Raw genomic sequence first — 22,461 nt, 5'->3', positions numbered from 1 at the left:
AAGTAAAATTTTACTTCAAAGTAAACTTAACTTTCGTCTTGATTGCATCAGAAGAATTTCCGATTTGCGCTTCAAAATCTCCCGGTTCAGCTATCCAATCATGTTTTTGAGGATCAAAGAAACTTAAAGCAGATTTGTCAATAGTAAATGTGACCTCTTTTTCTTCTCCCGGATTTAAAAATACTTTTTCAAAACCTTTCAGTTCTTTGGTAGGTCTTTCCACAGAAGATTTCAAATCAGAAATATATAATTGAGCAACCTCGGCTCCGGCTCTTTTTCCTGTGTTTTTAACAGAAACTGTAAACGTAATTTTGTCGTCCTGAGACATTGTTGTTTTATCAGCTTTTGCTTTTCCAAATTCGAAAGTAGTGTAGCTCAAACCATGTCCGAAACTGAATAATGGCTTAATTTTTTTCGTATCATGCCATCTGTATCCTACAAAAATTCCCTCGTTGTACGTAATATTGATAGGGTTTTTCTGATCTTTTCCTTTTCCGGCTGCCAATTCCTCTTTATTTCCAGGATATTCTCCCAATTGGTGGGCTGAATTATCTTCCAGCTTTACAGGAAAAGTAAACGGCAATTTTCCTGAAGGGTTAGCATCTCCGGCTAAAATTGAAGCGATGGAATTTCCTGCTTCTGAGCCTAAATACCAGGATTGTAAAACGGTTGGAACCTCTTTGATCCAAGGCATAGCCACTGCATTTCCTGAAATTAAAACTACTGCAAGATTTTTATTTGCTTTTGCCAATGCAGCAATTACATTATCCTGATTGTATGGCAATCCGTAGCTTTTTCTGTCATTTCCTTCACTGTCCTGGAAATCGGCTTTATTCAATCCTCCGACGAAAATGACGTAATCAGATTTTTTTGCCAGTTCAACAGCTTCATTCAGTAATTCAGCAGGAGAACGATCATCTTTTAAATCCTGTCCGGATTTTACACCGTTATATTCTCCGCCAATATCTCCCACATAACCTCTTGCATATTGTACATCGGATTGTTTACCAAATCTTGCTTTAATTCCGTCTAAAGGAAGCGTTTCATATTTAACTTTTAATGAAGAAGAACCTCCACCAACAGTCATGATCTTGATCGCGTTTTCACCAATTACTGCAATTTTTTTAGCTTTATTGATGTCGATCGGAAGTACATTTCCCTGGTTTTTCAACAAAACAATTCCTTCTTCTCCGATTTCTTTAGCAATCGCTTTATGTTCCTCAGAAGCAATATTTCCGAAAGGCTTGTTTCTGTTCATTGTTGTTTTATAAGCTAAATTTAAAAGTCTCGAAACTTTGTCATCAAGCTCTTTTGTTCCCACTTTACCGGATTTTATTAAATCTAAGTAAGGTTTTGCTAAATAATAATTGTCGTAAGCGTTTTTTGTTCCTGCTGAAAGTCCGTTGGTCCAGCTTCCGAATTCTAGGTCAAGTCCATTGTGAATAGCCTGTTCAGTATTGTTTACAGCACCCCAGTCTGAAACAACAACGCCTTTATATTTCCATTCCCCTTTTAAAATATCATTCAAAAGATACTGGTTCTGACTTGCATATTGGCCCTTGTACATATCATAAGCTCCCATGATGGTCCATGAATCTCCTTCCGTTACAGCCGCTTTAAAAGCCGGAAGGTAAATTTCATATAAGGTTCTGTCATCCACTTTCACGTTACTTGTATGACGGAACATTTCCTGATTGTTCAATGCAAAATGTTTCACAGAAGTTGCAACGCCATTGGATTGAACTCCTTTAATGTAAGGAACCACCATTTTTGAAGTCAGATAAGGATCTTCTCCCATATATTCGAAATTTCTTCCGTTCAGTGGAGTTCTGTAAATATTTACTCCGGGTCCCAGAAGAATGTCTTTTTTTCTATAACGGGCTTCTTCTCCAAGCGCTTTTCCGTAGTTCCATGACATTTTTTTGTTCCAGGTTGCGGAAAGTGCCGTCAAAGCAGGATAAGCAATAATGGAGTCATTCGTCCAGCCTGCCTGGTTCCATTCGTCCCACATTACTTCAGGGCGAACTCCATGAGGTCCGTCTGTTGTCCAGAATTCAGGAATTCCCAGTCTTGGAACTCCCGGAGAACTGAATTTCGACTGTGCATGAAGCATGGCCACTTTTTCTTCCAGTGTCATTCTGGAAAGTGCATCCTGAACTCGTTGCTCAACGGGTTTTGATTCATCTAAATAAACAGGTAGAGTAGTATTTTGAGCCATATACGAAGCAGAAATAAGAGTAAATAAACTTACAATGGCGGTTTTCTTTAACATAAAAGCCTTCTTTTTTGATTGGTAACAAAAATAGCAAAAAAAAATTATTATCTCAAATTGAGAAAATATATTTTTTTAATAAATGTCTAATTATCATCAGCTTTTATCAAAAAGTAAATCAAATGGGAAAATGAAATTAAAAGAAAAGGCATCATTTCAAAAAATATGAAACAATGCCAACAATATATAATAATAGACTTCTTTAATAGTCAAAGTGAATAGTGAATTTTGCAGAATAATGGAAAAATTCACTCATAGGCAATTCACTAAACTAGTTCCAGCCTTTAATGGCCCCTCCTTTAAAAATCTCCTCCGCTTTTTTCGCGACCTCATCGGATTCATAAGCCTTTACAAAGTTTTTTACTTTTTCGGAAGTCTTGTTGTCTTCTCTGGAAACAATTACGTTCACATAAGGTGAATCCTTATCTTCCTTAAAAATTCCCTGTTTTTCGGCATCCAATCCTGCCTGTGCTGCGAAATTGTTGTTAATAACAGCGATTACAACTTCCCTATCATCCAATACTCTTGGTAATTGTGGAGCTTCTATTTCAAGGATTTTTAATTGTTTAGGATTGTCAACAACATCAGTTACCTTAGGTAGGAGACCGATTCCGTCTCTCAGTTTCAACAATCCATTTTTCTGTAATAAAAGTAAAGAACGTCCTCCATTTGTCGGGTCATTAGGAATGACAACAGTGCTTCCATTCTGAAGCTCACCAATGTTTTTAATTTTTTTTGAATAGGCAACAATCGGATAGACAAAAGTATTTCCTACAACAGCTAATTTGTAGCCTCTCTGTTTGGACTGTTCATTTAAATAAGGAACATGCTGAAAAGCATTTGCATCAATATCTCCGTTATTCAACGCTTCATTCGGAACAACATAGTCATTGAAAGAAACCAGTTCTACATCAAGGTTGTATTTATCTTTGGCCACCTTTTTAGCCACTTCGGCAATTTCCTGTTCCGGACCGGAAGTGATGCCGACTTTAATCACATTCGGATTATCTTTTTTCGGTGAACTGCAGGCTGTAAATAATAACAATCCCGCTGCTAATGCTCCTAAAATCTTTATTTTTTTCATTGTCAACTATTTTCTTAAAAAATGGCGAAAAAGCAAAAAGGCAATCTTTAAATTCTTTGATAATAATAAAATATGGCTTTATACCTTTTTGAATTACCTTTTTCGCCGGATCGATGGCTGAAATCATCAAACCACCACACTATTTCACATTCACACTATATTTTTAAAGTGCTTACACACTATAATTCTTGTTTAAATTTCAATTAACGATGATCAAATCTTTTGGCTAATCGGTCCCCTGAAAACTGAATAATAAATACGATAGCCACCAATAAAGCCAATACCAGATTCATGATCACTGCATCATAACCAATATATCCGTACTGATAACCGATTTGTCCCAATCCTCCTGCTCCGACTGCTCCTCCCATTGCAGAATACCCTACCAAAGTGATCAAGGTTATCGTAGCATTGTTAATTAAAGACGGAAGCGCTTCCGGTAACAACACTTTTCGGATGATCTGAAATGGAGTAGCTCCCAATGCTCTTGCGGTTTCAATCAATCCGTAAGGAACTTCCAACAAACTGTTCTCTACCAATCTTGCAATAAAAGGTGCGGCTCCAATACTTAAAGGAACCAAAGCGGCATTTATACCAATTGATGTTCCGACCAGACTTCTTGTAAACGGAATCATCCATACAATCAGAATGATGAAAGGAATGGATCGGAAAATATTCACCAAAACAGATAAAATCCTGTTATAAACTGCATTTTCCAAAAGCTGTCCTTTTCTAGTTAAAAATAATAGAATTCCAACCGGTAAACCTAATACAAATCCAAAAAATCCTGACACGAATGTCATATAAACCGTCTCCCAAATTCCTTTTGATAAAAGAGAAATCACCGTATCACTAAGCATATCCTCTTACCGTATTTTGAATTTTATTCTGGTTGAAATAATAGATAGCCTGCTGGTTTTTTTCCTCTTCACCCTGAAGTTGCAATAATAGCTTTCCGAAGTTGGAATCTCCTAAGTATTCAACATCAGCTTTTAGAAGTTTGTAAGGAATTTTATATTTATCATACACTATTGAAAGCAGTTCTTCAACAGATATTTGTTCATTAAGTTCAACCTCAACAAGAGGGAACAGTCCGTGTTGCGGTTCTTTTTGTAGTTTTTTATTCAGTTCCTGTGGTATAGTCATAACACTAGAGTTTAAAAATTGTTTAATGATAGGATTCTCTTTGTTGGAGACAATCTCATTTAAAGTTCCTTTGGTTACCAGTTTTCCTTTGTCAATGACAGCAACGTGGTTACAGACTGTTTTAATGACCTCCATTTCGTGGGTGATCAGCAAAATGGTGATTCCCAACCTTTGATTAATATCCCTCAACAACTGTAAAATGGATTGAGTGGTTGCAGGGTCTAGCGCACTTGTTGCTTCATCACAAAGCAGGAGATACGGATCATTGGCTAAGGCTCTTGCAATGGCAACCCTTTGTTTTTGTCCGCCCGAAAGACTTTTAGGATAGTCATAGGCTTTATCTTCCAAACCTACAATTTTCAGCAGTTCATTGACTTTTCGATGGATTTCCGTTTTGTTGACATGGTCCAGTTCCAATGGAAGAGCAATATTTTCAAAAACCGTTCTTGAAGAAAGAAGATTAAAATGTTGGAAAATCATTCCTATTTTTTTTCTTTCTCGGGCTAATTGTTTGGAATTTAATTTCGTGAAATCCTTTCCGTTAATAATAATTTCACCATTATCCGGTTTTTCAAGAAGATTCACCGTTCGGATTAAAGTGCTTTTTCCCGCTCCTGAAAATCCGATGATTCCGACAATGTCGCCTTTTTCAATAGTCAGGCTTACATTATCCAGCGCTTTAAAAGACTGTTTTGTATGGTGAAATGTTTTTGAAATGTTCTTTATCTCTATCATTTTTGATGCTATTCTTATTAAACAAAAAAGGCTCTACAACGTGGTAAAGCCTTTAAAAATATGTCATATAAAAGTAAGGTCAACCACAGCAATTTCGTAATCCAGGCATACAGCAATACATCATCATAGTATTGATGGTATGCTTTTTAATGGATTGATTTCTAAAATTCGATTTCATTTTATTTTTAATGTCCTGATTACGGTTGCAAATATAAGGGATAAATTTTCATTAGTCCACTAAAAAAGTAGACTTTTTGAAAATAATTTTGAGTTTATTTTTTAATATATTGATTTATAGTGTGTTATTTGTGTTTGTTGATAATTTAGAAAAATGAAAAACTTTTACCGAAATTATCATAGATCATGATATAATCTTGTAGGAGGTCTTAACTTTGTTATTATTAAAAATTAAAACAATGGAAAGAACAGAAGTAGTTTTAGGAAACGTAAGAGGAGAAGTTCAACTTTTCTCAGACGACAACAAAGCCGGAAAAATGGATATTTCAGTCATTGGAAATAAATTAACGGTTTACCATACAGAAGTGAATCCCGAATATGAAGGAAGAGGATTTGCAAAATTATTATTGGAAAAACTGGTTTCTTATGCCAGAGAAAATGATTTAATGATTGTTCCGTTATGTCCTTACGTTCATGCTCAGTTCAAGCGTCATCCGGAAGAATATAATGATGTTTGGTTCAAAGAAACATTGTAAGAAACTGAACTCTAATTTTAATCCTTAATTTATCTGAAATGAAAATGCTTAATTTTTTAGTCCTCGGAAAAAATCAGGAAATTCTTGATGTCTTAAAAAGAATTATAGAAAAAAATGAAGGCTGGAAAGCAGAACTTTTAAGCTTTGAAAATAAAGCTTATGATTATATCAGCAATAATAAAGTTGATATTGTTTTATTGAGTTCCGGGCTGGAAGATCAGTTTGAACGAGATATTAAAGCTTTTTGTGAAAATTTAGGCAAGGAAATTAAGGTAATACAACATTACGGAGGAGGAAGTGGATTATTACAGAGTGAAGTGAATATTGCTTTTTCCAAACCGGATGAAACTAAAAATGTTTTGCATAAAGCTGATTCCAGAGGAAAAACTGAGAATGAGTGGTTGGTAAGTGAAAAAACTTTTAGCTTTGGTGATTATTACGATCCTGAAAGAATTCAATTTGGTGCTTTGAGAGTATTAAATGATGATACTTTAGAAGCAGAAAAAGGATTTGGAGTGCATCCGCATGATAATATGGAAATTATAAGCATCCCTCTTGAAGGCAGTTTGGAACATGAGGACAGTCTGGGCAATAAACTGGTTATAAAAAGTGGTGAAATCCAGGTGATGAGTGCCGGAACCGGGGTGATGCACAGTGAATTCAGCAAAAGTGATGAGGAACTAGGAAAGTTTCTGCAAATCTGGATCTATCCCAGAAAAAGGAATGTGAGCCCGAGATATGATCAGATTACGCTGGATCCAGCAAAAAGCAAAAACAGATTCCAGCAGATCCTTTCTCCCAACGCAGATGACGAGGGAGTCTGGATTTATCAGGATGCATGGTTTCATTTAGGAAATTTTGAAAATACTACGGAAACCCAATATCAGATCAGGAAAAAAGAGAATGGCGTTTATGCTTTTATCATTAAAGGAAGCGCAGAAATTGATGGCCAAAAACTGGAAGAAAGAGATGGCTTAGGAGTCCAAGATATTTCTGAATTAAAGATTAAAACAACTTCAGAAAACACGGAGATTCTTTTGATGGAAGTTCCTATGGAAATTAATTAATTTTATAAATATTGTTAGAAAACTCTCTTCTTTAAGGGAGTTTTTTCTGTAATTTGTAAAAATGAAAATACAAATCATAAGTGATCTGCATCAGGAATTTGGATATACCAATATACTATTTGATAATGCTGATATAGTTGTTTTAGCAGGAGATGTAAATTTAGGAATAAAAGGGATTGAATGGATTAAGTCTAAAATTCCCGGTAAGCCTGTAATCTATGTTCTGGGAAACCATGAGTATTATAAAGGTTCCTATCCAAAAACATTACATAAAATAAAAGAGGCAGCACTAGATTCCAATATTTTTGTACTGGAAAATTCATTTGTGGATATTGAAGGAATTCGCTTTCATGGAGCTACGTTGTGGACAGACTTCTCAATTTTCGGAAATCCGATAGAATACGGAATGATTTGTCAGTCAGTCATGAATGATTACAAAAAAATAAAACGTGATCCTTCTTATTCGAAAATGAGGACTGTTGACATATTTAAGATTCATCAGTTATCTAAATTATGGTTACAGGAAAGTTTAGAAGCAGCAAAAGGAATGAAAAATATTGTGGTGACTCATCATGCTCCAAGTATTCACTCAGTTCCGGAACAATATAAAAATGATCCGGTAACGTCAGCTTATGCTTCTAATCTTGAAGATTTAGTTCAGGAATATCAGCCTTTATATTGGATTCACGGTCATATTCACACACCTTCAAAGTATGAAATCGGGAATACGAAAATTATTTGTAATCCGCATGGGTATATTGATGAAAAATATAACGGCTATGAAAAAGAATTAATTATTGAGATTTAAGAAAAGAATAAGTATTAATAAAATGGAGGTTCAATTTTTTACACTCCAAAACGAAATTTAAAAAAATATATTGAAGGGTATTATTTTATATCCGAAAAAGATTCCCCGAAATCAAATAAATATTTGACATTCCCCAGTAATAACTGTATTGTAACTGTATGCCAGAATGCAAATATTGTTTCTGAAAACAATAAAATTCGGATCATTCCATCTGGCAGCAAAAAATATTTCATCCGACTTTTTTTATAATATTTCTTTTCCGACATAAGTTTTTTATGAAAACCGATTAATGAAATTACAATGTATTTCAGACCATTAGGCGTACAGTATTTTTCGGATGATTTTTTAAAAATATCGACACGGAGTCCGGCAATCTTTGGCTTTTTATATAACGGTTTACATTTTTACAATGTTTTTATAGAAACGGCGAGTAATTTTGTTTTCTCAAAAAGCTGAACATGAGAAATTATGAACTAAAATTACTGCCTGTCATCATTGTGTTTTGCCTGAACTTTGCTCATTTCGTATATGCACAGAAACCTGGCATTAATATAATTGAGCTCAACCAGCAATTAAAAAAGCTTGAGAAAGAAAATTATCTGAGCGGGGTTGTTCTTATTGCTAAAAATGGGCAGCCTGTATATAAGGAAGCTTTCGGCTTTGCAAATCTCGCGGACAGTATTCCTAACAAAACGAATACAAAATTCAACCTAGCTTCAATGAATAAAATGTTTACGGCTATGGCTGTTTTGCAGTTAGCGGAAGCAGGGAAAGTTTCGCTTCACGATAAAGTAGGTAAATACCTTACGGATTTTCCCAACAAATCCATTGCTGATTCGGTAACAATACATCAATTATTAACTCATACTTCAGGAATGGGGAACTTCTGGGCAGAGCATGAGAAATCAGCAAAGGAAAAGTTCAGAACAGTTGCAGATTATCTTCCTTTGTTTGTTGATCAAAAACTGGCTTTCAGGCCGGGTTCCGATTTCCTGTACAGCAATTCCGGATATATGGTGCTTGGATTAATTATTGAAAAAATAACGGGCAAAAGTTATTTTGATTTTGTAAAGGAAAATATTTATATGTCTGCAAAAATGCTGGATACAGATGCTTATGAGCTGGATGAAGCTGTTCCCAATTTAGCTACAGGATATACCATGTCGACAGAAAAGCCGGGGCAATGGAAAAACAATATCTTTTCAAATGTTGTGAAAGGAACCCCTGCCGGAGGAGGTTATTCCACTGCCGACGATCTATTGAAATTTGCCAACGCCTTACAAAACAATATCCTTTTAAATAAAGAAAGTATAAAACTCTATACTACAGGCAAAGTAAAATATAGGGAAGGGATGTATGCCTACGGAATCATAGAAAACAAAATAAACGGCCATCGGATGATCGGGCATACCGGCGGGCATTTGGGTATTGCAAATGAACTGATGATTTTTCCTGATTCAGGCTATACTGTTGTAATTCTCACCAATGGAGAGGTTGAAAATTATTGGGAAGTGAGCAATCTTATTAAAAAACAATTAGCCGGTTCAACGCCTTCCATTGATAGTTTTTTTTATACTAAAGAAATGATTAAGGAAGCCTGTAATAAAGGTTATGAAGCCGCCATAACAAAAATAAAAAGCAACCCGAAAAAATATTTAAAAGAAAACCTTATTGAAAGATACGGATATAAGCTGTTATTCGAAAAGAAATACAATCAGGCAATAGATTTGTTTAAACTGAATATATATAGTTTTCCAGGCTCTGCTTATGGTTATTACAATATCAGTGAGGCCTACAGGTTATCCGGCCGCAAGGATGAAGCAATAAAATTTCTGAAAATCTATATTGAAAAAGAGCAGGATGATAAAGAGGCATTATTAAAATATGAAATGCTAAAAAATCCTAAATAAAAATGCCCAGAAAAAAAATCCTAATATCAGCTTTAAAAATATATAAAGTAAAATTACCGATTATCAGATTAAGGAAAGGATGATGCAGTAGAAACTATAGATTAAGATATATACTTATAACCGTAAAGCCTTACTTAACTAAAAATTTATCACACTCATTCTAAACCATCAACTAACAACTATCAATCAACACCTATTAACAAATTAGCAAAATCCAAAAAAAATCCCGATTTTTGCCCTCCTCTATAATTCCGAAAATTCATGAAACTTTGTATTGCCGAAAAACCCAGTGTTGCCAGAGATATTGCTAAAGTATTGGGCGCTACTACTCCGAAGCAGGGCTATATGGAAGGAAACGGTTATTGCGTGACATGGACGTTCGGACATCTTTGTACCCTGAAAGAACCTCATGATTACGGTCCGCAGTACAAATCATGGAATTTGTTTTTGTTACCGATCATTCCTAACAACTTTGGGATCAAACTAATTCCCAATAAAGGCGTTGAAAACCAGTTTAAAGTGATTGAAAGATTAGTTGAAGAATGTGATGAGGTCATTAACTGTGGGGATGCCGGTCAGGAAGGAGAACTGATTCAGAGATGGGTATTGCAGAAAGCAAAATGTAACAAACCGGTTCAGCGTTTGTGGATTTCTTCCCTTACCGAAGAAGCGATTAAAGAAGGTTTTGCAAGCTTAAAACCAGCTGAAGATTACAAAAATCTGTATCTAGCAGGAAATGCAAGAGCGATCGGAGATTGGTTATTGGGAATCAATGCGACACGACTTTTTACGAAAAAATTCGGAGGGAATAAAGCGGTTCTTTCCATCGGTAGAGTTCAGACGCCTACATTGGCGATGCTGGTTCAGCGTCAAAAAGAAATTGATGCCTTTACCACCGAAGAATATTGGGAACTTAAAACCAAATACCGGGACGTTATTTTCAACGCGGCAATCGACCGTTTAAAAAGCTTGGAACGTGCTGAAAAAGGATTGGAATATCTGAAAGTAAATCCTTTTGAGATCGTTTCTTTCGAAATTAAAGAAGGAAAAGAAAAAAATCCGCGACTTTTCGATTTGACGGGACTTCAGGTCGAAGCCAATAAAAAATATGGGTATTCTGCAGAGAATACATTGAATTATATTCAGAGTTTATACGAGAAAAAGCACGTGACCTATCCCCGTGTTGATACAACCTATCTATCCGAAAGTTTATATCCTAAAATAGAAGGGATTTTGCGAAAAATGTATTTCTATCAGGATTTAATATCACCTCTGCTGGAAGCTCCGATTCCGAAGTCAAAAGCGGTTTTCGATGATACCAAAGTTACCGATCACCATGCGATCATTCCAACTGAAGTTCCACCGTCTCAAAATCTGAGCAGAGAAGAAAAGCTGATTTATGATTTGATTGCCAAACGTTTCATTGCTGTTTTTTATCCTGAATGTAAAATTTCAAATACTTTGGTAGAAGGAAAAGTGGGAACAATTCCTTTCAAAACCAGTGGAAGACAGATTCTTGAACCGGGATGGAGAGCCGTTTATGCTAAAGAACCCAAAGAAGAATCCAACGATAAAGAAAAAGAGAAGGAAGAAGAACAAACGATTCCGGAATTCACGGTTGGAGAAACCGGACCCCATGATCCGATGATTCATCAAGGGAAAACTTCACCGCCAAAACCTTATACGGAAGCAACGCTTTTGAGAGCTATGGAAACGGCCGGAAAACAGGTGGAAGATGAAGAACTCCGGGAATTGCTAAAAACCAATGGAATTGGTAGACCATCAACGCGAGCCAATATTATCGAAACCCTTTTCAAACGAAAATATATTGAAAAGAAAAGGAAAAACTTAATTGCCACTCATACCGGAATTCAATTAATTGACACGATTGAAGATGAATTGCTGAAAAGTCCCGAACTGACAGGGGAATGGGAATTGAAACTTCGCAAAATAGAAAGCGGTGAATATGAAGCCAATCAGTTTAAAGAAGAACTGATCCAGATGGTAACCGAACTCACTAAAAAAGTAGTGGACGGAAAAGGAAAAGTGATTACCCTGGAAGAAGAAAAAGTGGAGGTTAAAGAAAAGAAAAAGAGGGAACCTGCCGTTAAAAAAGAACTTCAATCCTGGGAAGAAACCCAATGCCCGAAATGCAAAGCTCATCATTTAATGAAAGGGAAAACGGCTGTCGGTTGCTCAGATTTTAAGAATTGTGGATTTAAAGTAAATTTTGAAATCTTCGGAAAAAAATTATCGGATAAACAGTTGATGGATTTAGTATTAAAAGGCAAAACATCAAAACTAAAAGGGTTCAGTTCACATCCTGAAAGTGTGACAGAAGGAGTTTTATCCTTTAATGATCAGTTTACTGTCATTATTCCTTAAAGTCAAAATATATACAACATAAAAAAGAAACGGTATTAACGTTTCTTTTTTATTATTCATGAGGTCCGTTGAAAAAATTCAGCATATTTTCAAGAGCGTTTTCAGCATGCATCAATTCTCCGTTGTCGAGAGATTCTTTTGCAATAAGGGCGGCTCTTTTTCGCATCTGGATCTCATATTCGGAAATAGCTTCCTGTAAAGTTTTATATTGATCTGATGTCAAAGATTCGCTTAATTCCAATGCATCCAGCATCGCCATATTAACACCTTCTCCGGCAAACGGACGCATTACATGAGCAGCATCTCCGATTAGGGTTACATTGGATTGCGCTTCCCAGGTCTGGTCAAAAGGAATACAGTAAATAGGACGTGGAATAAAGGGGGGGGCTGCATTTTCAAATAATTCAAGCCACATAGGGTTCCATTCGGGATAAGTAGATTTGAACCAATCCAGCATTTGAGCTTTGTCATTATAATCTAAACCACTGTTTGTTACCCAGCTCTCATCAATTTTAAAGCTTGCGTAAAATCCAATATCACCGTTTCCTTTTTGACCCATCAGAAGATTTTTTTTGTTTCCGAAGGCCATTATTTTCCCGCCCTTCAATAAGGCATTAACTTTTGGAGCATTCTCTTTGGCCTGCAGAATATTTCCTTCAAGCATAATAATTCCGGTATAGAAAGCTTTGTAGTCCGTGATATAAGGACGGATTTTTGAGTTGGCTCCGTCACAGGCAATCACAATATCTGCGTATACTGTTGTATTGTTTTTGAAATGTAAGAGCCATCCTTCATTCTGCTTCTCCATAGAAACGAAATGGCTGTCCCAGACTACGGTTTCAGGCTGTAAAGATTCCAGTAAGATCTTTCTTAAGGTTCCACGATCGATTTCCGGGCGGAAATGCTGATGCCCGAAATTTTCTTCAGGTTTGCCTTCATGGTCACTGAAAAATATCTCTGCATTTTCATTAACGATAAGCTCTCTGTCGGCTCCCACAAGATAATTCTGTTTGAATTCTTCCAGCAGATCTGCTTTACGGATTGCAGCCAATCCTGAGTTGTCATGTAGATCAAGAGGAGCTCCCTGAACGCGGGCATTTTTATTAAGATCCCTTTCATATACTTTTACATCGGCACCTTTTAGATGTAGCAGTCTTGCTAATGTTAATCCTCCCGGACCACCGCCCACAATGGCAATTGATTTATCTTTTATAAGCATAATTTTAAATTTTATGCTGCAAAATTAGGAGGTGTGATACACCAAAAATTGTAAAAATCGGTCGTTTTGATTTTTAAATAGTTCTTTAGGAGAAACTCCGGAAAGTTTTTTGATTTCTTTTATGAAATGAGACTGGTCTGTAAAATTAAGCTGCGGAAAAAGGTTTCCGTCTTTAATATGATGAAGAGAAGCCTGAAAACGTAAAATTTTACAGTAATACTTTAAAGAGATTCCCAATTGTTTATTAAAATAGCGGTTGATCTGGCGTTCGCTCCAAACGATCTGTTCTGAAAGATCTTTAACGGTGATTTCTCCATGAGTCGAAAAAATAAGCTCAAATAATTTGCGTTTTCGTTCATCAATGTCTTCAGGCAATAAGGTTTTTATTTTTCGAGAAGCTTTCGCACAAAATTGTTCAAAATCGTTAAGATCATCAATACTGAAATCCCAGAAATTATTGGGTAATTCTTTTCCGCTGTTCACAAATTCTGCAATGGACTGATGAAGAATATATTCTAATGCAAGAGGATTGAAACTGATCGCGAAAAAATCTGAAAATTCCGTTTCCGGCATTGGTTTAGGTTGAGTTTCCAGTCCCATCAAAACAATCTGAAACCGATTATCGGTGGTTTTACAGAATAGCAGATCGATTTTTCCGTTGGGAATGATCACGCCTTCTTTAAATGTTGACAGATTCTGCAGCGAAGAATAACCATACACAAAATCGGTAAGGGATTTTTCAGGTTTCATGAATTGATAGATTAATTCGTTGCTCATGGAATATTTCTAAGCTGTTTCAGTTGAACGAATTTACAGTTTATTGTTTTTATAGATGAATAGTGTCTGAAAATTTTCACGTTTTTTAAGGTTATGCTACATTTGTTTTAAATTAAAATAATGACTTCAGAAAAAAAACAGCTCATCTTAGATAGCTTCAGCCGCTCCGAAACCCTCAAATTTTACAAAGCAGAATTATTAGCGGTAGAAACCGATTATATTTCCATCAAAATTCCTAAAATGGAAATGATGACCAGAAAAGCAGGAATGTTTAACGGTGCGATGATCGCTTCTCTGGTGGATGTTTCTTCGGGATATGCTGCTGTAAGTCACTATGAAGAAGACTGCTATGTGGTAACGGTTGAGCTGAAAGTCAATTATTTAAGACCTGCTATAGGAGAGGCGTTGGTTTCAAAATCTTATGTGATAAAAGGAGGAGGAAAGATATGTGTTGTAAGAACAGAGATTTATGTTGTAGATGAAAATGGGGAAAATGAAAGCCATGTAGCAACTTCATTAGTGACCATGATGAAAATAAAATAAGTGGTGATAAACCTTTTTCACATGAAAGTGGAATGAGTTTTGTTCACTAGTTACTACAAATAATAAAAATAAATAACATGAACTTCATTATCCGATTATTGATCACTGCCATTGTAGCATATCTTCTCACTAAAATTTTGCCGGGAGTACATTTTGAAGGATTTAGCACAGCCATTATTTTTGCCATCGTTTTAGGGGTGCTGAATGTAATTGTAAAACCGATACTAAGCTTATTCGGATTGCCACTTACTATTATTACATTAGGTTTCTTCGCTTTGGTAATTAATGCTTTAATTATTTTATTAGCAGATTATTTTATTGATAGCATGGAAATCGATGGATTTTGGTGGGCATTTCTTTTCAGTATTTTGCTGTCAATCATTACTTCTCTGGCCAACTCAATGTTTTCAGATGGAGATTAAAAAAATCCCTTAAACAATATAAAATCCGTCAGTTTTTAACCGACGGATTTTTCTTTTGAGATAAGAAATAACTTAAATGTTAATTCTTTCGTTCATTTTTATTTTAAATATTAACTTTGGCAATCTTTGAATTTAGGAGTATGAAATTGAGTAAGATTTTATAGATCCGTTAAAAATGAATATCAGAATATGAAACTTAAGTACAGTCTGCTGGCTTTGGCAGCTCCGCTTTTAATGAATGCACAACAAGTAATGACGCCTGAAATCCTATGGACTTTGAAAAAAGTTGGAGTACAGGCAGTTTCACCGGATCAGTCCTCACTTATCTATAAAGTGGGGCAGGTTGATCTTAAAACCGAAAAAACAAAAAGTGAGAACTATTTCCTAAATGTTCTTAATAATCAGTCCACAAAAATTGATTTTGGTAAGAAAGCGCTTATCCAGTGGGATAAAAACGGAATCTATGCCCAGGAAGGTGACAAGATTTTTCTTTCCAAAGACAATGGTAAAACATGGTCGGAATTTTACACAATCGGGGAAGCTGATAATGTGGTAATTTCTCCTGATGGTAAAAAAATTGCTTTCAGTAAGCAGGTTTTGGTGGAAAAAGTAATGGGAAAAGACAAATATTCCGATACTCCCAAGACTACAGCGCAAGTGTATACAGATTTGAACCACAGACATTGGGATTACTTTAACGAAGGGAAATATAATCATGTTTTTGTAGTCAACACTTCAGATAAGGTGGATGCTGCAAAAGACTTATTGGAAGGAAAAATGTGGGATTCTCCTCAAAGACCTTTCGGCGGAGCAGAAGATTTCATCTGGAGCCCGGATTCTGCACAACTTTTATACGTAACGAAACCGAAAAGCGGTAAGGAATATTCTACAAGTACCAATACAGATATTTTCGCGTATGATTTTGCTTCAGGAACAACAAAAAATCTGACAGAAGCTAATAAAGGATATGATGTAAACCCAAAATTCAGTCCGGACGGAAAATCTTTAATCTGGCAGAGTATGGCCAGAGACGGCTATGAAGCGGACAAGAATGATGTAAAAATCATGGACTGGAAATCAGGAAAAATTTCAAACTTAACAAGCAGTTGGGATGAAAGCGTTTCCGGAGATGTTTTCTGGAGCGGAGATTCTAAAACGATTTATTTCACTGCAGCTTTCAGAGGAACAAAACAATTGTTCTCATTAGATCCTAAAAGCGCTAAAGTGCAGCAGATTACGAGAGGTGATTTTGATGTGAATGAAATCTTTGCAGATCAGAAAAGCTCACTTTTAGTAGGAAGAACTGACATCAACCATGCAACGGATATTTTCTCTGTCAATATTAAAAACGGAGAAATGAAGCAGATCACTGAAGCAAATAAAGATATGTATTCAAAATTAGCTCAGGGAAAATCTGAATTGAAAATGGTGAAAACTTCCGATGGGAAAGAAATGGGAGTATGGTTTCATTACCCACCAAACTTTGATCCGAATAAAAAATATCCGACGTTGGTATATTGTCAGGGAGGTCCGCAGTCTGCATTGACACAGTTTTTCAGTACAAGATGGAACTTTGCATTAATGGCAGCAAACGGATATATCGTAGTAGCTCCAAACAGAAGAGGAATGCCGGGTTGGGGAACGAAATGGAATGAAGAGATCTCAAGAGATTGGGGAGGACAGCCAATGAGAGATTATTTGGCAGCTACCGATTATGCAAAAACGTTACCTTATGTAGACGGAGACAGAGTGGCAGCAGTTGGAGCAAGTTACGGAGGATACAGTGTATTTATGTTGGCGGGAATTCATGAGAACAGATTCAAAACATTTATCGCTCACGACGGATTGTTTGATATGAAATCTTGGTATTTAACGACTGAAGAACTTTGGTTTGCGAACTGGGATTTAGGTTCTCCTTGGGAAAAACCTTTGCCAAAAGCATATACGGAATTCAATCCGAGTAATTATGTAGAGAAATGGAATAAGCCAATTATGATTGTTCAGGGAGGAATTGATTTCAGAGTTCCTTACGAACAAGGTCAGGAAGCTTTCCAGGCTGCTAAATTAAGAGGGTTGAAATCAAAACTGGTATACTTTCCGAACGAAAACCACTGGGTTCTTCATCCACAAAATGGGTTGGTTTGGCAGAGAGAATTCTTTGACTGGTTGAAAGAAACTTTGTAATTCCAATTCCCCTCCTCTGGAGAAGTGTCGAAAATTCGTTAGAATTTTTGACGGGATGGTTAAAACCAGGTAATATTTTGAAATTACCAGAAACTATAAATAAAAACGGGCATTTTTGTCCGTTTTTTGTTTTAATTCGAATTCAAAAATATAAATTTGATCTATGCAAAACAGAATTTTTTCTTTTTCACCCATTATTGATGATCATTCTAAAATTTTAATATTAGGCTCAATTCCTGGAGTGAAATCTCTGGAAAAACAACAATATTATGGCCATCCTCAAAATAAATTCTGGAAAATTATCTTTGAATTATTTAATGAAAGCTTCACTGATGATTATGAGGAAAAGATTAATGTTTTAAAAAAACACCATATTGCACTTTGGGATGTTATCGATTCCTGTGAAAGAAAAGGAAGTCTGGATTCAGAAATAAGAAATGAAGAAGCAAATCAGATTGAAGAACTTTTGGAAGAATATCCGAATATCCACGCAATCTTTTGTAATGGTGGGAAATTTTATAAGAATTTGCAGAAAATTTTAGGGAAGAATTATAAAATTCCTATATTTTTATTGCCATCAACGAGCCCGCTACATACAGTTTCTTTTGAAAAGAAATTGGAGGAATGGAAAAGGGTTTTAGAATTTCTAGAATAAAAAAGCAGAAATAAAAACTATTTCTGCTTAAATTTATCTAATTATCATTATTTCTCAATTCTATAAACCTCTTCATAAGGCTGTATCAAAACCCAGCCACTTCCTGAAAATTTCATCTGAAATTCTTCACCACTTCCTCTTCCGATCAGACTTTTGAAAGAAACATTGGTTTTTAGCTCCGGACTTAAATTTCCGGACCAGGCAACGGTCGCATTGGGATCTGTGAAAACCGGAGCATCTGGGGTTACCATTAAAGTCAACGGTTCACCATGAGTTGTGATAGCGATATGCCCGGTTCCTGAAAGTTTTACCTGGAAAAGTCCGCCAGACATAACCCCGGCGATACTTTTTAACATCGTGATGTCACTTTTTATACTCTGTTCGTGTGCCAAAACGTCGTTTCCGTTTACACAAACAGCTTCGTTGTTAAGATAAAGAATACGGACTTTTTTTCCTTCGTCCGCTACATATAATTTTCCGGTTCCTTCAGCTTTCATCAGTTTGGACCCTTCTCCGCTAATGGCTTTTTTCAATAAATTCCCGATTCCTCCAGAAAGCATTCCCTGTCTTTCAAAATTGATGTTCCCAACGTAGCCGACCATACTTCCTGTCTTTGTCCAGACCGATTGGTTGTTTAAGTTGATTTCTAAAAGTGCGGGTTTTTCCAGTTCAAAATAATCTCTTTCTTGCGAATTTTCTTTTGTTTCGTCTACAAAAGATTCAATTGAATATTTGCTCATAGTGTAAATTTTAATGTTCCCAAAAGTAGCGTTTTTAAGTGTCAAAAATTATCGTAAAATCACGGTTTTTTGTTTCAATTAAAATTAATTTAATATCTATTTAAATAATACTTGACAAAGGGGTGTCTCATGTCGTATATTTGCACCTCGAAAATTACACCTTGTAATTTCAATAATTTTTAAACCGTAATTTAAAAAATGAAAACATCAGATTTTAATTTTGATCTTCCTGCAGAATTATTGGCAGAACACCCATCCGAGCACAGAGACGAAGCGAGATTAATGGTTTTGAACAGAAAAACCGAAACTATTGAGCATAAATTGTTCAAAGATGTTGTTGATTATTTCGATGAAGGGGATCTTTTTATTTTCAACAATACTAAAGTTTTCCCGGCGCGTCTTTATGGAAATAAAGAAAAAACAGGAGCTAAGATTGAAGTTTTCTTGTTGAGAGAGCTTGACAAAGAAACTCGTGTTTGGGATGTTTTGGTAGATCCTGCAAGAAAAATCAGAATTGGTAATAAATTATTCTTCACAGAAGATGAATCTTTGGTAGCAGAAGTTATTGATAACACGACTTCAAGAGGGAGAACATTGAGATTCTTATTCGATGGTTCTTACGAAGAATTCAGAGCCAAATTAAAGGAATTAGGAGAAACTCCGCTTCCAAAATATATCAAAAGAGATGTTGAGCCGGAAGATGCAGAAAGATACCAAACGATCTACGCAAAAGTAGAAGGAGCGGTTGCTGCACCTACTGCAGGTCTTCACTTTTCAAAACATCTGATGAAGAGATTGGAAATCAAAGGAATCGATTTTGCTGAGGTTACGCTTCACGTTGGTTTGGGAACTTTCAACCCGATTGAAGTGGAAGATCTTTCTAAGCACAAAATGGAGTCTGAAGAAATCTTCATTGATGAGAAAAACGCTCAGATCATCAACAATGCCGTTGAAGCGAATAAAAGAGTTTGTGCTGTTGGAACTACAACAATGAGAACATTGGAAACTTCAGTTTCTTCCAACAAGAAAATCTCTGCTTTCCATGGCTGGACGAATAAATTCATTTATCCTCCACACGAGTTCGGAGTTGCCAACTGTATGATCACCAACTTCCATACGCCAAAATCTACATTAATTATGATGATTGCTGCGTTTGCAGGAAGAGATTTCGTAATGCACGCATACGAAGAAGCCGTAAAAGAGAAGTATAAATTCTACTCTTACGGAGATGCAATGTTGATTTTATAACAAAATAAGTAAAAAGAACCAGGTTAAAAGTAAAAAGTATACGTTGAGATGAAAGAAAATGATTTACTTACAAGAACTTTTATATTTGGAGTGAATTGTCTTAAGTTTTTAAGATCACTTCCAAATGATCCTGAAAGTAAGTTAATAAGATTTCAACTTGGTAAATCAGCAACTTCAATAGGAGCTAATTATGAAGAATCACAAGCCGGATCTTCTAAAGCAGATTTTAAAAATAAAGTGAAAATTGCTTTAAGAGAAGCCAGAGAAAGTAATTTTTGGCTTCGGATTTTAGAAAAATTAGAAGGCTATGATTCTGAAGAATTTAAAGCTTTATTAAATGAAAGTGCTGAATTAAAGAATATTTTAGCTGCAATAGTTAATAATACCAAACTTTAAAACTTTTTAATTTTTACTTTTAACTTGGCTCTTTAAATAATATGAAAGATATCCGTACATTATCATTAGACCAGCTTAAAGACTATTTTGTGTCTTTAGGAGAAAAGCCGTTTCGTGCGAAGCAGGTGTATGACTGGTTGTGGAGTAAAAACCTCCATTCGATTGATGAGATGACGAATCTTTCAAAACAGCTTCGGGATAAAATCTCTGAAGAATATACCATAAACCCTGTTTCAGTTGATCTGCTTCAGAAAAGTTCTGACGGAACCATTAAAAACGGAGTAAAGCTTCATGACGGTTTAATGGTAGAATCCGTTTTAATTCCAACGGAAACCAGAACAACGGCTTGTGTGTCTTCACAGGTTGGCTGCTCTCTGAACTGCGAATTTTGTGCAACAGCGAGACTCAAAAGAATGAGAAATCTTGAAGTTGCAGAAATCGTGGATCAGGTTGCTCTCATTGACAGTCAGAGTAAGATGTATTTCGATAGGCCGCTTTCCAATATTGTTTTTATGGGAATGGGAGAGCCGATGATGAATTACAAAAATGTTGTGGAAGCTATCAGAAAAATCACCCAGCCGGAAGGTTTGGGAATGTCTCCGAGAAGAATCACCGTTTCTACTTCGGGAATTCCAAAGATGATCAAAATGTTGGCTGATGAAGAATTGAAAGTGAAACTGGCTTTGTCACTTCACTCGGCAATTGAATCTAAGCGTAACGAGATCATGCCTTTCTCGGATAAATTTCCTTTAACGGAAATCATGGAATCTCTTCAATACTGGTACAAGAAAACAGGTTCTGTAATCACTTTTGAATACTGTGTCTGGAAAGGAATCAATGATGGCGATGAAGATATTAAAGCTTTAATCAGATATTGTAAACAGGTTCCTTCTAAAGTAAATCTTATTCAGTACAATCCTATTGGTGACGGAAAATATGATCAATGCAACAAACAAGCAGAAGAAAACTACATTCGTCAGTTAGAAAATGCAGGAATTGTTTGTGTAGTGAGAAAAAGTCGTGGAGGTGATATTGATGCTGCTTGCGGTCAGCTTGCCAATAAGACTGTAGATTAAAATTTCATTAAAAAAATCAAAAAATATTCTTAATGATCTCTTAAAATTCTAAATTTGTACTTAAACTAAGTAACAGATGATGGATTATTTTATGAGTGAGAATGGGTTGGAAAGTGTTTATGCTTGGGCTATTCCTGTTCATGCTACCGTTATTTTAGCGGAAATGATTTATAGCAGCGTAGCACAGGCGCATTTGTACAGTCGAAAAGATCTCTTTACCAATATATATCTTGCACTGATGAACTTCGGTCTGGATCTGGTGATGAAGGCTTTTGCGATGGGCGTAATGTTCTTTTTCTTTAGTTTCAGACTGTTCGATTTTGATATGGGAACCTGGTATTATTGGGTATTGTGTTTCCTTGCAACAGATCTGGCCTATTATTTCCATCATTTGGTAGATCATAAATCCAGGGCTTTTTGGGCAGTACATATTACTCATCATAATTCCGAATATTTTAACCTAACAACAGGCTTCCGGAGCCCGGTTTTTCAGCCTTTATATCGTTATCTGTTTTTCTCCCCTTTGGCATTTTTAGGCTTTAATCCTTGGACAATCATGGTTTGTTACGCTATTGGTCAGGTTTACGGAACATGGGTGCATACACAGACTGTAAAAAAAATGGGTTTCTTAGAATACATTCTGGTGACGCCTTCTCACCATAGGGTTCATCATGGATGTAATATCAAATATTTGGATAGAAATATGGGAATGGTTTTTATATTCTGGGATAAAATTTTCGGGACTTTTGAACCTGAAGACCCTAAAGTTCCTGTGAAATTCGGAATTTATCCTAAAATGCCGGATGATGGGCCGATAACGACCTTACTATATGAATGGCAGAAAATAGCAAAAGATCTTAAGCAACCCAATCTTACTATTAAAGACCGCTTTAATTATATATTCAATTCGCCGGGATGGAGACATGACGGAACAGGAAAAACTGTTAAAGATTACCAACGGGAATATTGGGAGAAAAAGAACAGGAAAAAAGAACAGATTCACGAGAAATCTGCGTAACGAAAAACTATAATATCAAATGGACGGGCTTTTGCCTGTCTTTTGTTTTATCGGAAAAAAGCT

At 35.9% G+C, this 22,461-nt stretch carries 20 protein-coding genes; 13 read left to right on the top strand and 7 right to left on the bottom strand.

Features of this window, described 5'->3' with window-relative positions; genetic code table 11:
• Nucleotides 1–10 precede the first annotated feature (10 nt).
• The 4 genes from MKS83_RS07320 to MKS83_RS07305 form a co-directional block, all read right to left on the bottom strand.
• Entirely contained in the window at nucleotides 11–2,272 is a 2,262-nt protein-coding gene (locus MKS83_RS07320; RefSeq protein ID WP_240582605.1) for a glycoside hydrolase family 3 C-terminal domain-containing protein, read from the bottom strand.
• Nucleotides 2,273–2,543: 271 nt separating this feature from the next.
• Complete coding sequence (metQ, locus tag MKS83_RS07315; RefSeq protein WP_240582604.1) at nucleotides 2,544–3,356, bottom strand: methionine ABC transporter substrate-binding lipoprotein MetQ; 813 nt, start codon at nucleotides 3,354–3,356, stop codon at nucleotides 2,544–2,546.
• A gap of 203 nt (nucleotides 3,357–3,559) precedes the next feature.
• A complete protein-coding gene (locus MKS83_RS07310; RefSeq protein WP_240582603.1) occupies nucleotides 3,560–4,216 on the bottom strand; it encodes a methionine ABC transporter permease MetI in 657 nt (218 codons plus the stop codon).
• Nucleotides 4,209–5,237 (bottom strand): methionine ABC transporter ATP-binding protein, encoded by a 1,029-nt coding sequence (locus MKS83_RS07305; RefSeq protein WP_240582602.1) that lies wholly within the window; start codon nucleotides 5,235–5,237, stop codon nucleotides 4,209–4,211. The genes MKS83_RS07310 and MKS83_RS07305 overlap by 8 nt, the downstream gene beginning before the upstream one ends.
• A gap of 416 nt (nucleotides 5,238–5,653) precedes the next feature.
• On the opposite strand from MKS83_RS07305, the gene MKS83_RS07300 reads away from it, so the two are divergent.
• The 5 genes from MKS83_RS07300 to MKS83_RS07280 all read left to right on the top strand — a co-directional run bounded on the left by MKS83_RS07300 (nucleotide 5,654) and on the right by MKS83_RS07280 (nucleotide 12,120).
• Complete coding sequence (locus MKS83_RS07300) at nucleotides 5,654–5,950, top strand: GNAT family N-acetyltransferase (protein ID WP_039367821.1); 297 nt, start codon at nucleotides 5,654–5,656, stop codon at nucleotides 5,948–5,950.
• Between the two features lie 323 nt (nucleotides 5,951–6,273).
• The gene (locus tag MKS83_RS07295; protein ID WP_240583172.1) at nucleotides 6,274–7,017 is read left to right on the top strand and encodes a pirin family protein; all 744 of its coding nucleotides are present in this window, start codon (nucleotides 6,274–6,276) and stop codon (nucleotides 7,015–7,017) included.
• Nucleotides 7,018–7,078: 61 nt separating this feature from the next.
• Complete coding sequence (locus MKS83_RS07290) at nucleotides 7,079–7,825, top strand: metallophosphoesterase (RefSeq protein ID WP_240582601.1); 747 nt, start codon at nucleotides 7,079–7,081, stop codon at nucleotides 7,823–7,825.
• A gap of 458 nt (nucleotides 7,826–8,283) precedes the next feature.
• Nucleotides 8,284–9,735 (top strand): serine hydrolase, encoded by a 1,452-nt coding sequence (locus MKS83_RS07285; protein WP_240582600.1) that lies wholly within the window; start codon nucleotides 8,284–8,286, stop codon nucleotides 9,733–9,735.
• Nucleotides 9,736–9,996: 261 nt separating this feature from the next.
• The gene (locus MKS83_RS07280; protein ID WP_240582599.1) at nucleotides 9,997–12,120 is read left to right on the top strand and encodes a type IA DNA topoisomerase; all 2,124 of its coding nucleotides are present in this window, start codon (nucleotides 9,997–9,999) and stop codon (nucleotides 12,118–12,120) included.
• A 52-nt stretch (nucleotides 12,121–12,172) separates the two neighbouring features.
• Here the strand turns inward: MKS83_RS07280 and MKS83_RS07275 are convergent, their stop codons facing one another.
• Both MKS83_RS07275 and MKS83_RS07270 read right to left on the bottom strand, forming a co-directional pair.
• Nucleotides 12,173–13,339 (bottom strand): FAD-dependent oxidoreductase, encoded by a 1,167-nt coding sequence (locus MKS83_RS07275; RefSeq protein WP_240582598.1) that lies wholly within the window; start codon nucleotides 13,337–13,339, stop codon nucleotides 12,173–12,175.
• A 24-nt stretch (nucleotides 13,340–13,363) separates the two neighbouring features.
• Entirely contained in the window at nucleotides 13,364–14,116 is a 753-nt protein-coding gene (locus MKS83_RS07270) for a helix-turn-helix domain-containing protein (RefSeq protein ID WP_240582597.1), read from the bottom strand.
• Nucleotides 14,117–14,236: 120 nt separating this feature from the next.
• Here MKS83_RS07270 and MKS83_RS07265 point away from each other — a divergent pair, with 120 nt between their 5' ends.
• From MKS83_RS07265 to MKS83_RS07250, 4 genes are all read left to right on the top strand, one after another.
• The gene (locus tag MKS83_RS07265; RefSeq protein WP_240582596.1) at nucleotides 14,237–14,659 is read left to right on the top strand and encodes a PaaI family thioesterase; all 423 of its coding nucleotides are present in this window, start codon (nucleotides 14,237–14,239) and stop codon (nucleotides 14,657–14,659) included.
• Between the two features lie 77 nt (nucleotides 14,660–14,736).
• Nucleotides 14,737–15,081: a phage holin family protein gene (locus MKS83_RS07260; RefSeq protein WP_100376221.1), complete on the top strand. Its 345-nt coding sequence runs from the start codon at nucleotides 14,737–14,739 to the stop codon at nucleotides 15,079–15,081.
• Between the two features lie 189 nt (nucleotides 15,082–15,270).
• Entirely contained in the window at nucleotides 15,271–17,265 is a 1,995-nt protein-coding gene (locus tag MKS83_RS07255; protein WP_240582595.1) for a S9 family peptidase, read from the top strand.
• Nucleotides 17,266–17,428: 163 nt separating this feature from the next.
• Complete coding sequence (locus MKS83_RS07250) at nucleotides 17,429–17,920, top strand: DNA-deoxyinosine glycosylase (protein ID WP_240582594.1); 492 nt, start codon at nucleotides 17,429–17,431, stop codon at nucleotides 17,918–17,920.
• Between the two features lie 47 nt (nucleotides 17,921–17,967).
• Here the strand turns inward: MKS83_RS07250 and MKS83_RS07245 are convergent, their stop codons facing one another.
• The gene (locus MKS83_RS07245) at nucleotides 17,968–18,660 is read right to left on the bottom strand and encodes an AIM24 family protein (protein WP_240582593.1); all 693 of its coding nucleotides are present in this window, start codon (nucleotides 18,658–18,660) and stop codon (nucleotides 17,968–17,970) included.
• Nucleotides 18,661–18,858: 198 nt separating this feature from the next.
• Here MKS83_RS07245 and queA point away from each other — a divergent pair, with 198 nt between their 5' ends.
• From queA to MKS83_RS07225, 4 genes are all read left to right on the top strand, one after another.
• Nucleotides 18,859–19,908 (top strand): tRNA preQ1(34) S-adenosylmethionine ribosyltransferase-isomerase QueA, encoded by a 1,050-nt coding sequence (gene queA / locus MKS83_RS07240; protein ID WP_100376218.1) that lies wholly within the window; start codon nucleotides 18,859–18,861, stop codon nucleotides 19,906–19,908.
• A 48-nt stretch (nucleotides 19,909–19,956) separates the two neighbouring features.
• Nucleotides 19,957–20,304, top strand: a complete 348-nt coding sequence (locus MKS83_RS07235; RefSeq protein WP_100376217.1) for a four helix bundle protein — start codon at nucleotides 19,957–19,959, stop codon at nucleotides 20,302–20,304.
• Between the two features lie 41 nt (nucleotides 20,305–20,345).
• Nucleotides 20,346–21,380, top strand: a complete 1,035-nt coding sequence (gene rlmN / locus MKS83_RS07230) for a 23S rRNA (adenine(2503)-C(2))-methyltransferase RlmN (RefSeq protein WP_240582592.1) — start codon at nucleotides 20,346–20,348, stop codon at nucleotides 21,378–21,380.
• Nucleotides 21,381–21,456: 76 nt separating this feature from the next.
• Nucleotides 21,457–22,398, top strand: coding sequence for a sterol desaturase family protein (locus MKS83_RS07225; protein ID WP_240582591.1), 942 nt, complete (start codon nucleotides 21,457–21,459; stop codon nucleotides 22,396–22,398).
• Nucleotides 22,399–22,461 lie beyond the last annotated feature (63 nt).

Origin of the sequence: Chryseobacterium sp. Y16C, assembly GCF_022488405.1 — a bacterium.
GTDB lineage: Bacteria > Bacteroidota > Bacteroidia > Flavobacteriales > Weeksellaceae > Chryseobacterium > Chryseobacterium geocarposphaerae.
This window is presented reverse-complemented; position numbering and strand designations above follow the sequence as displayed.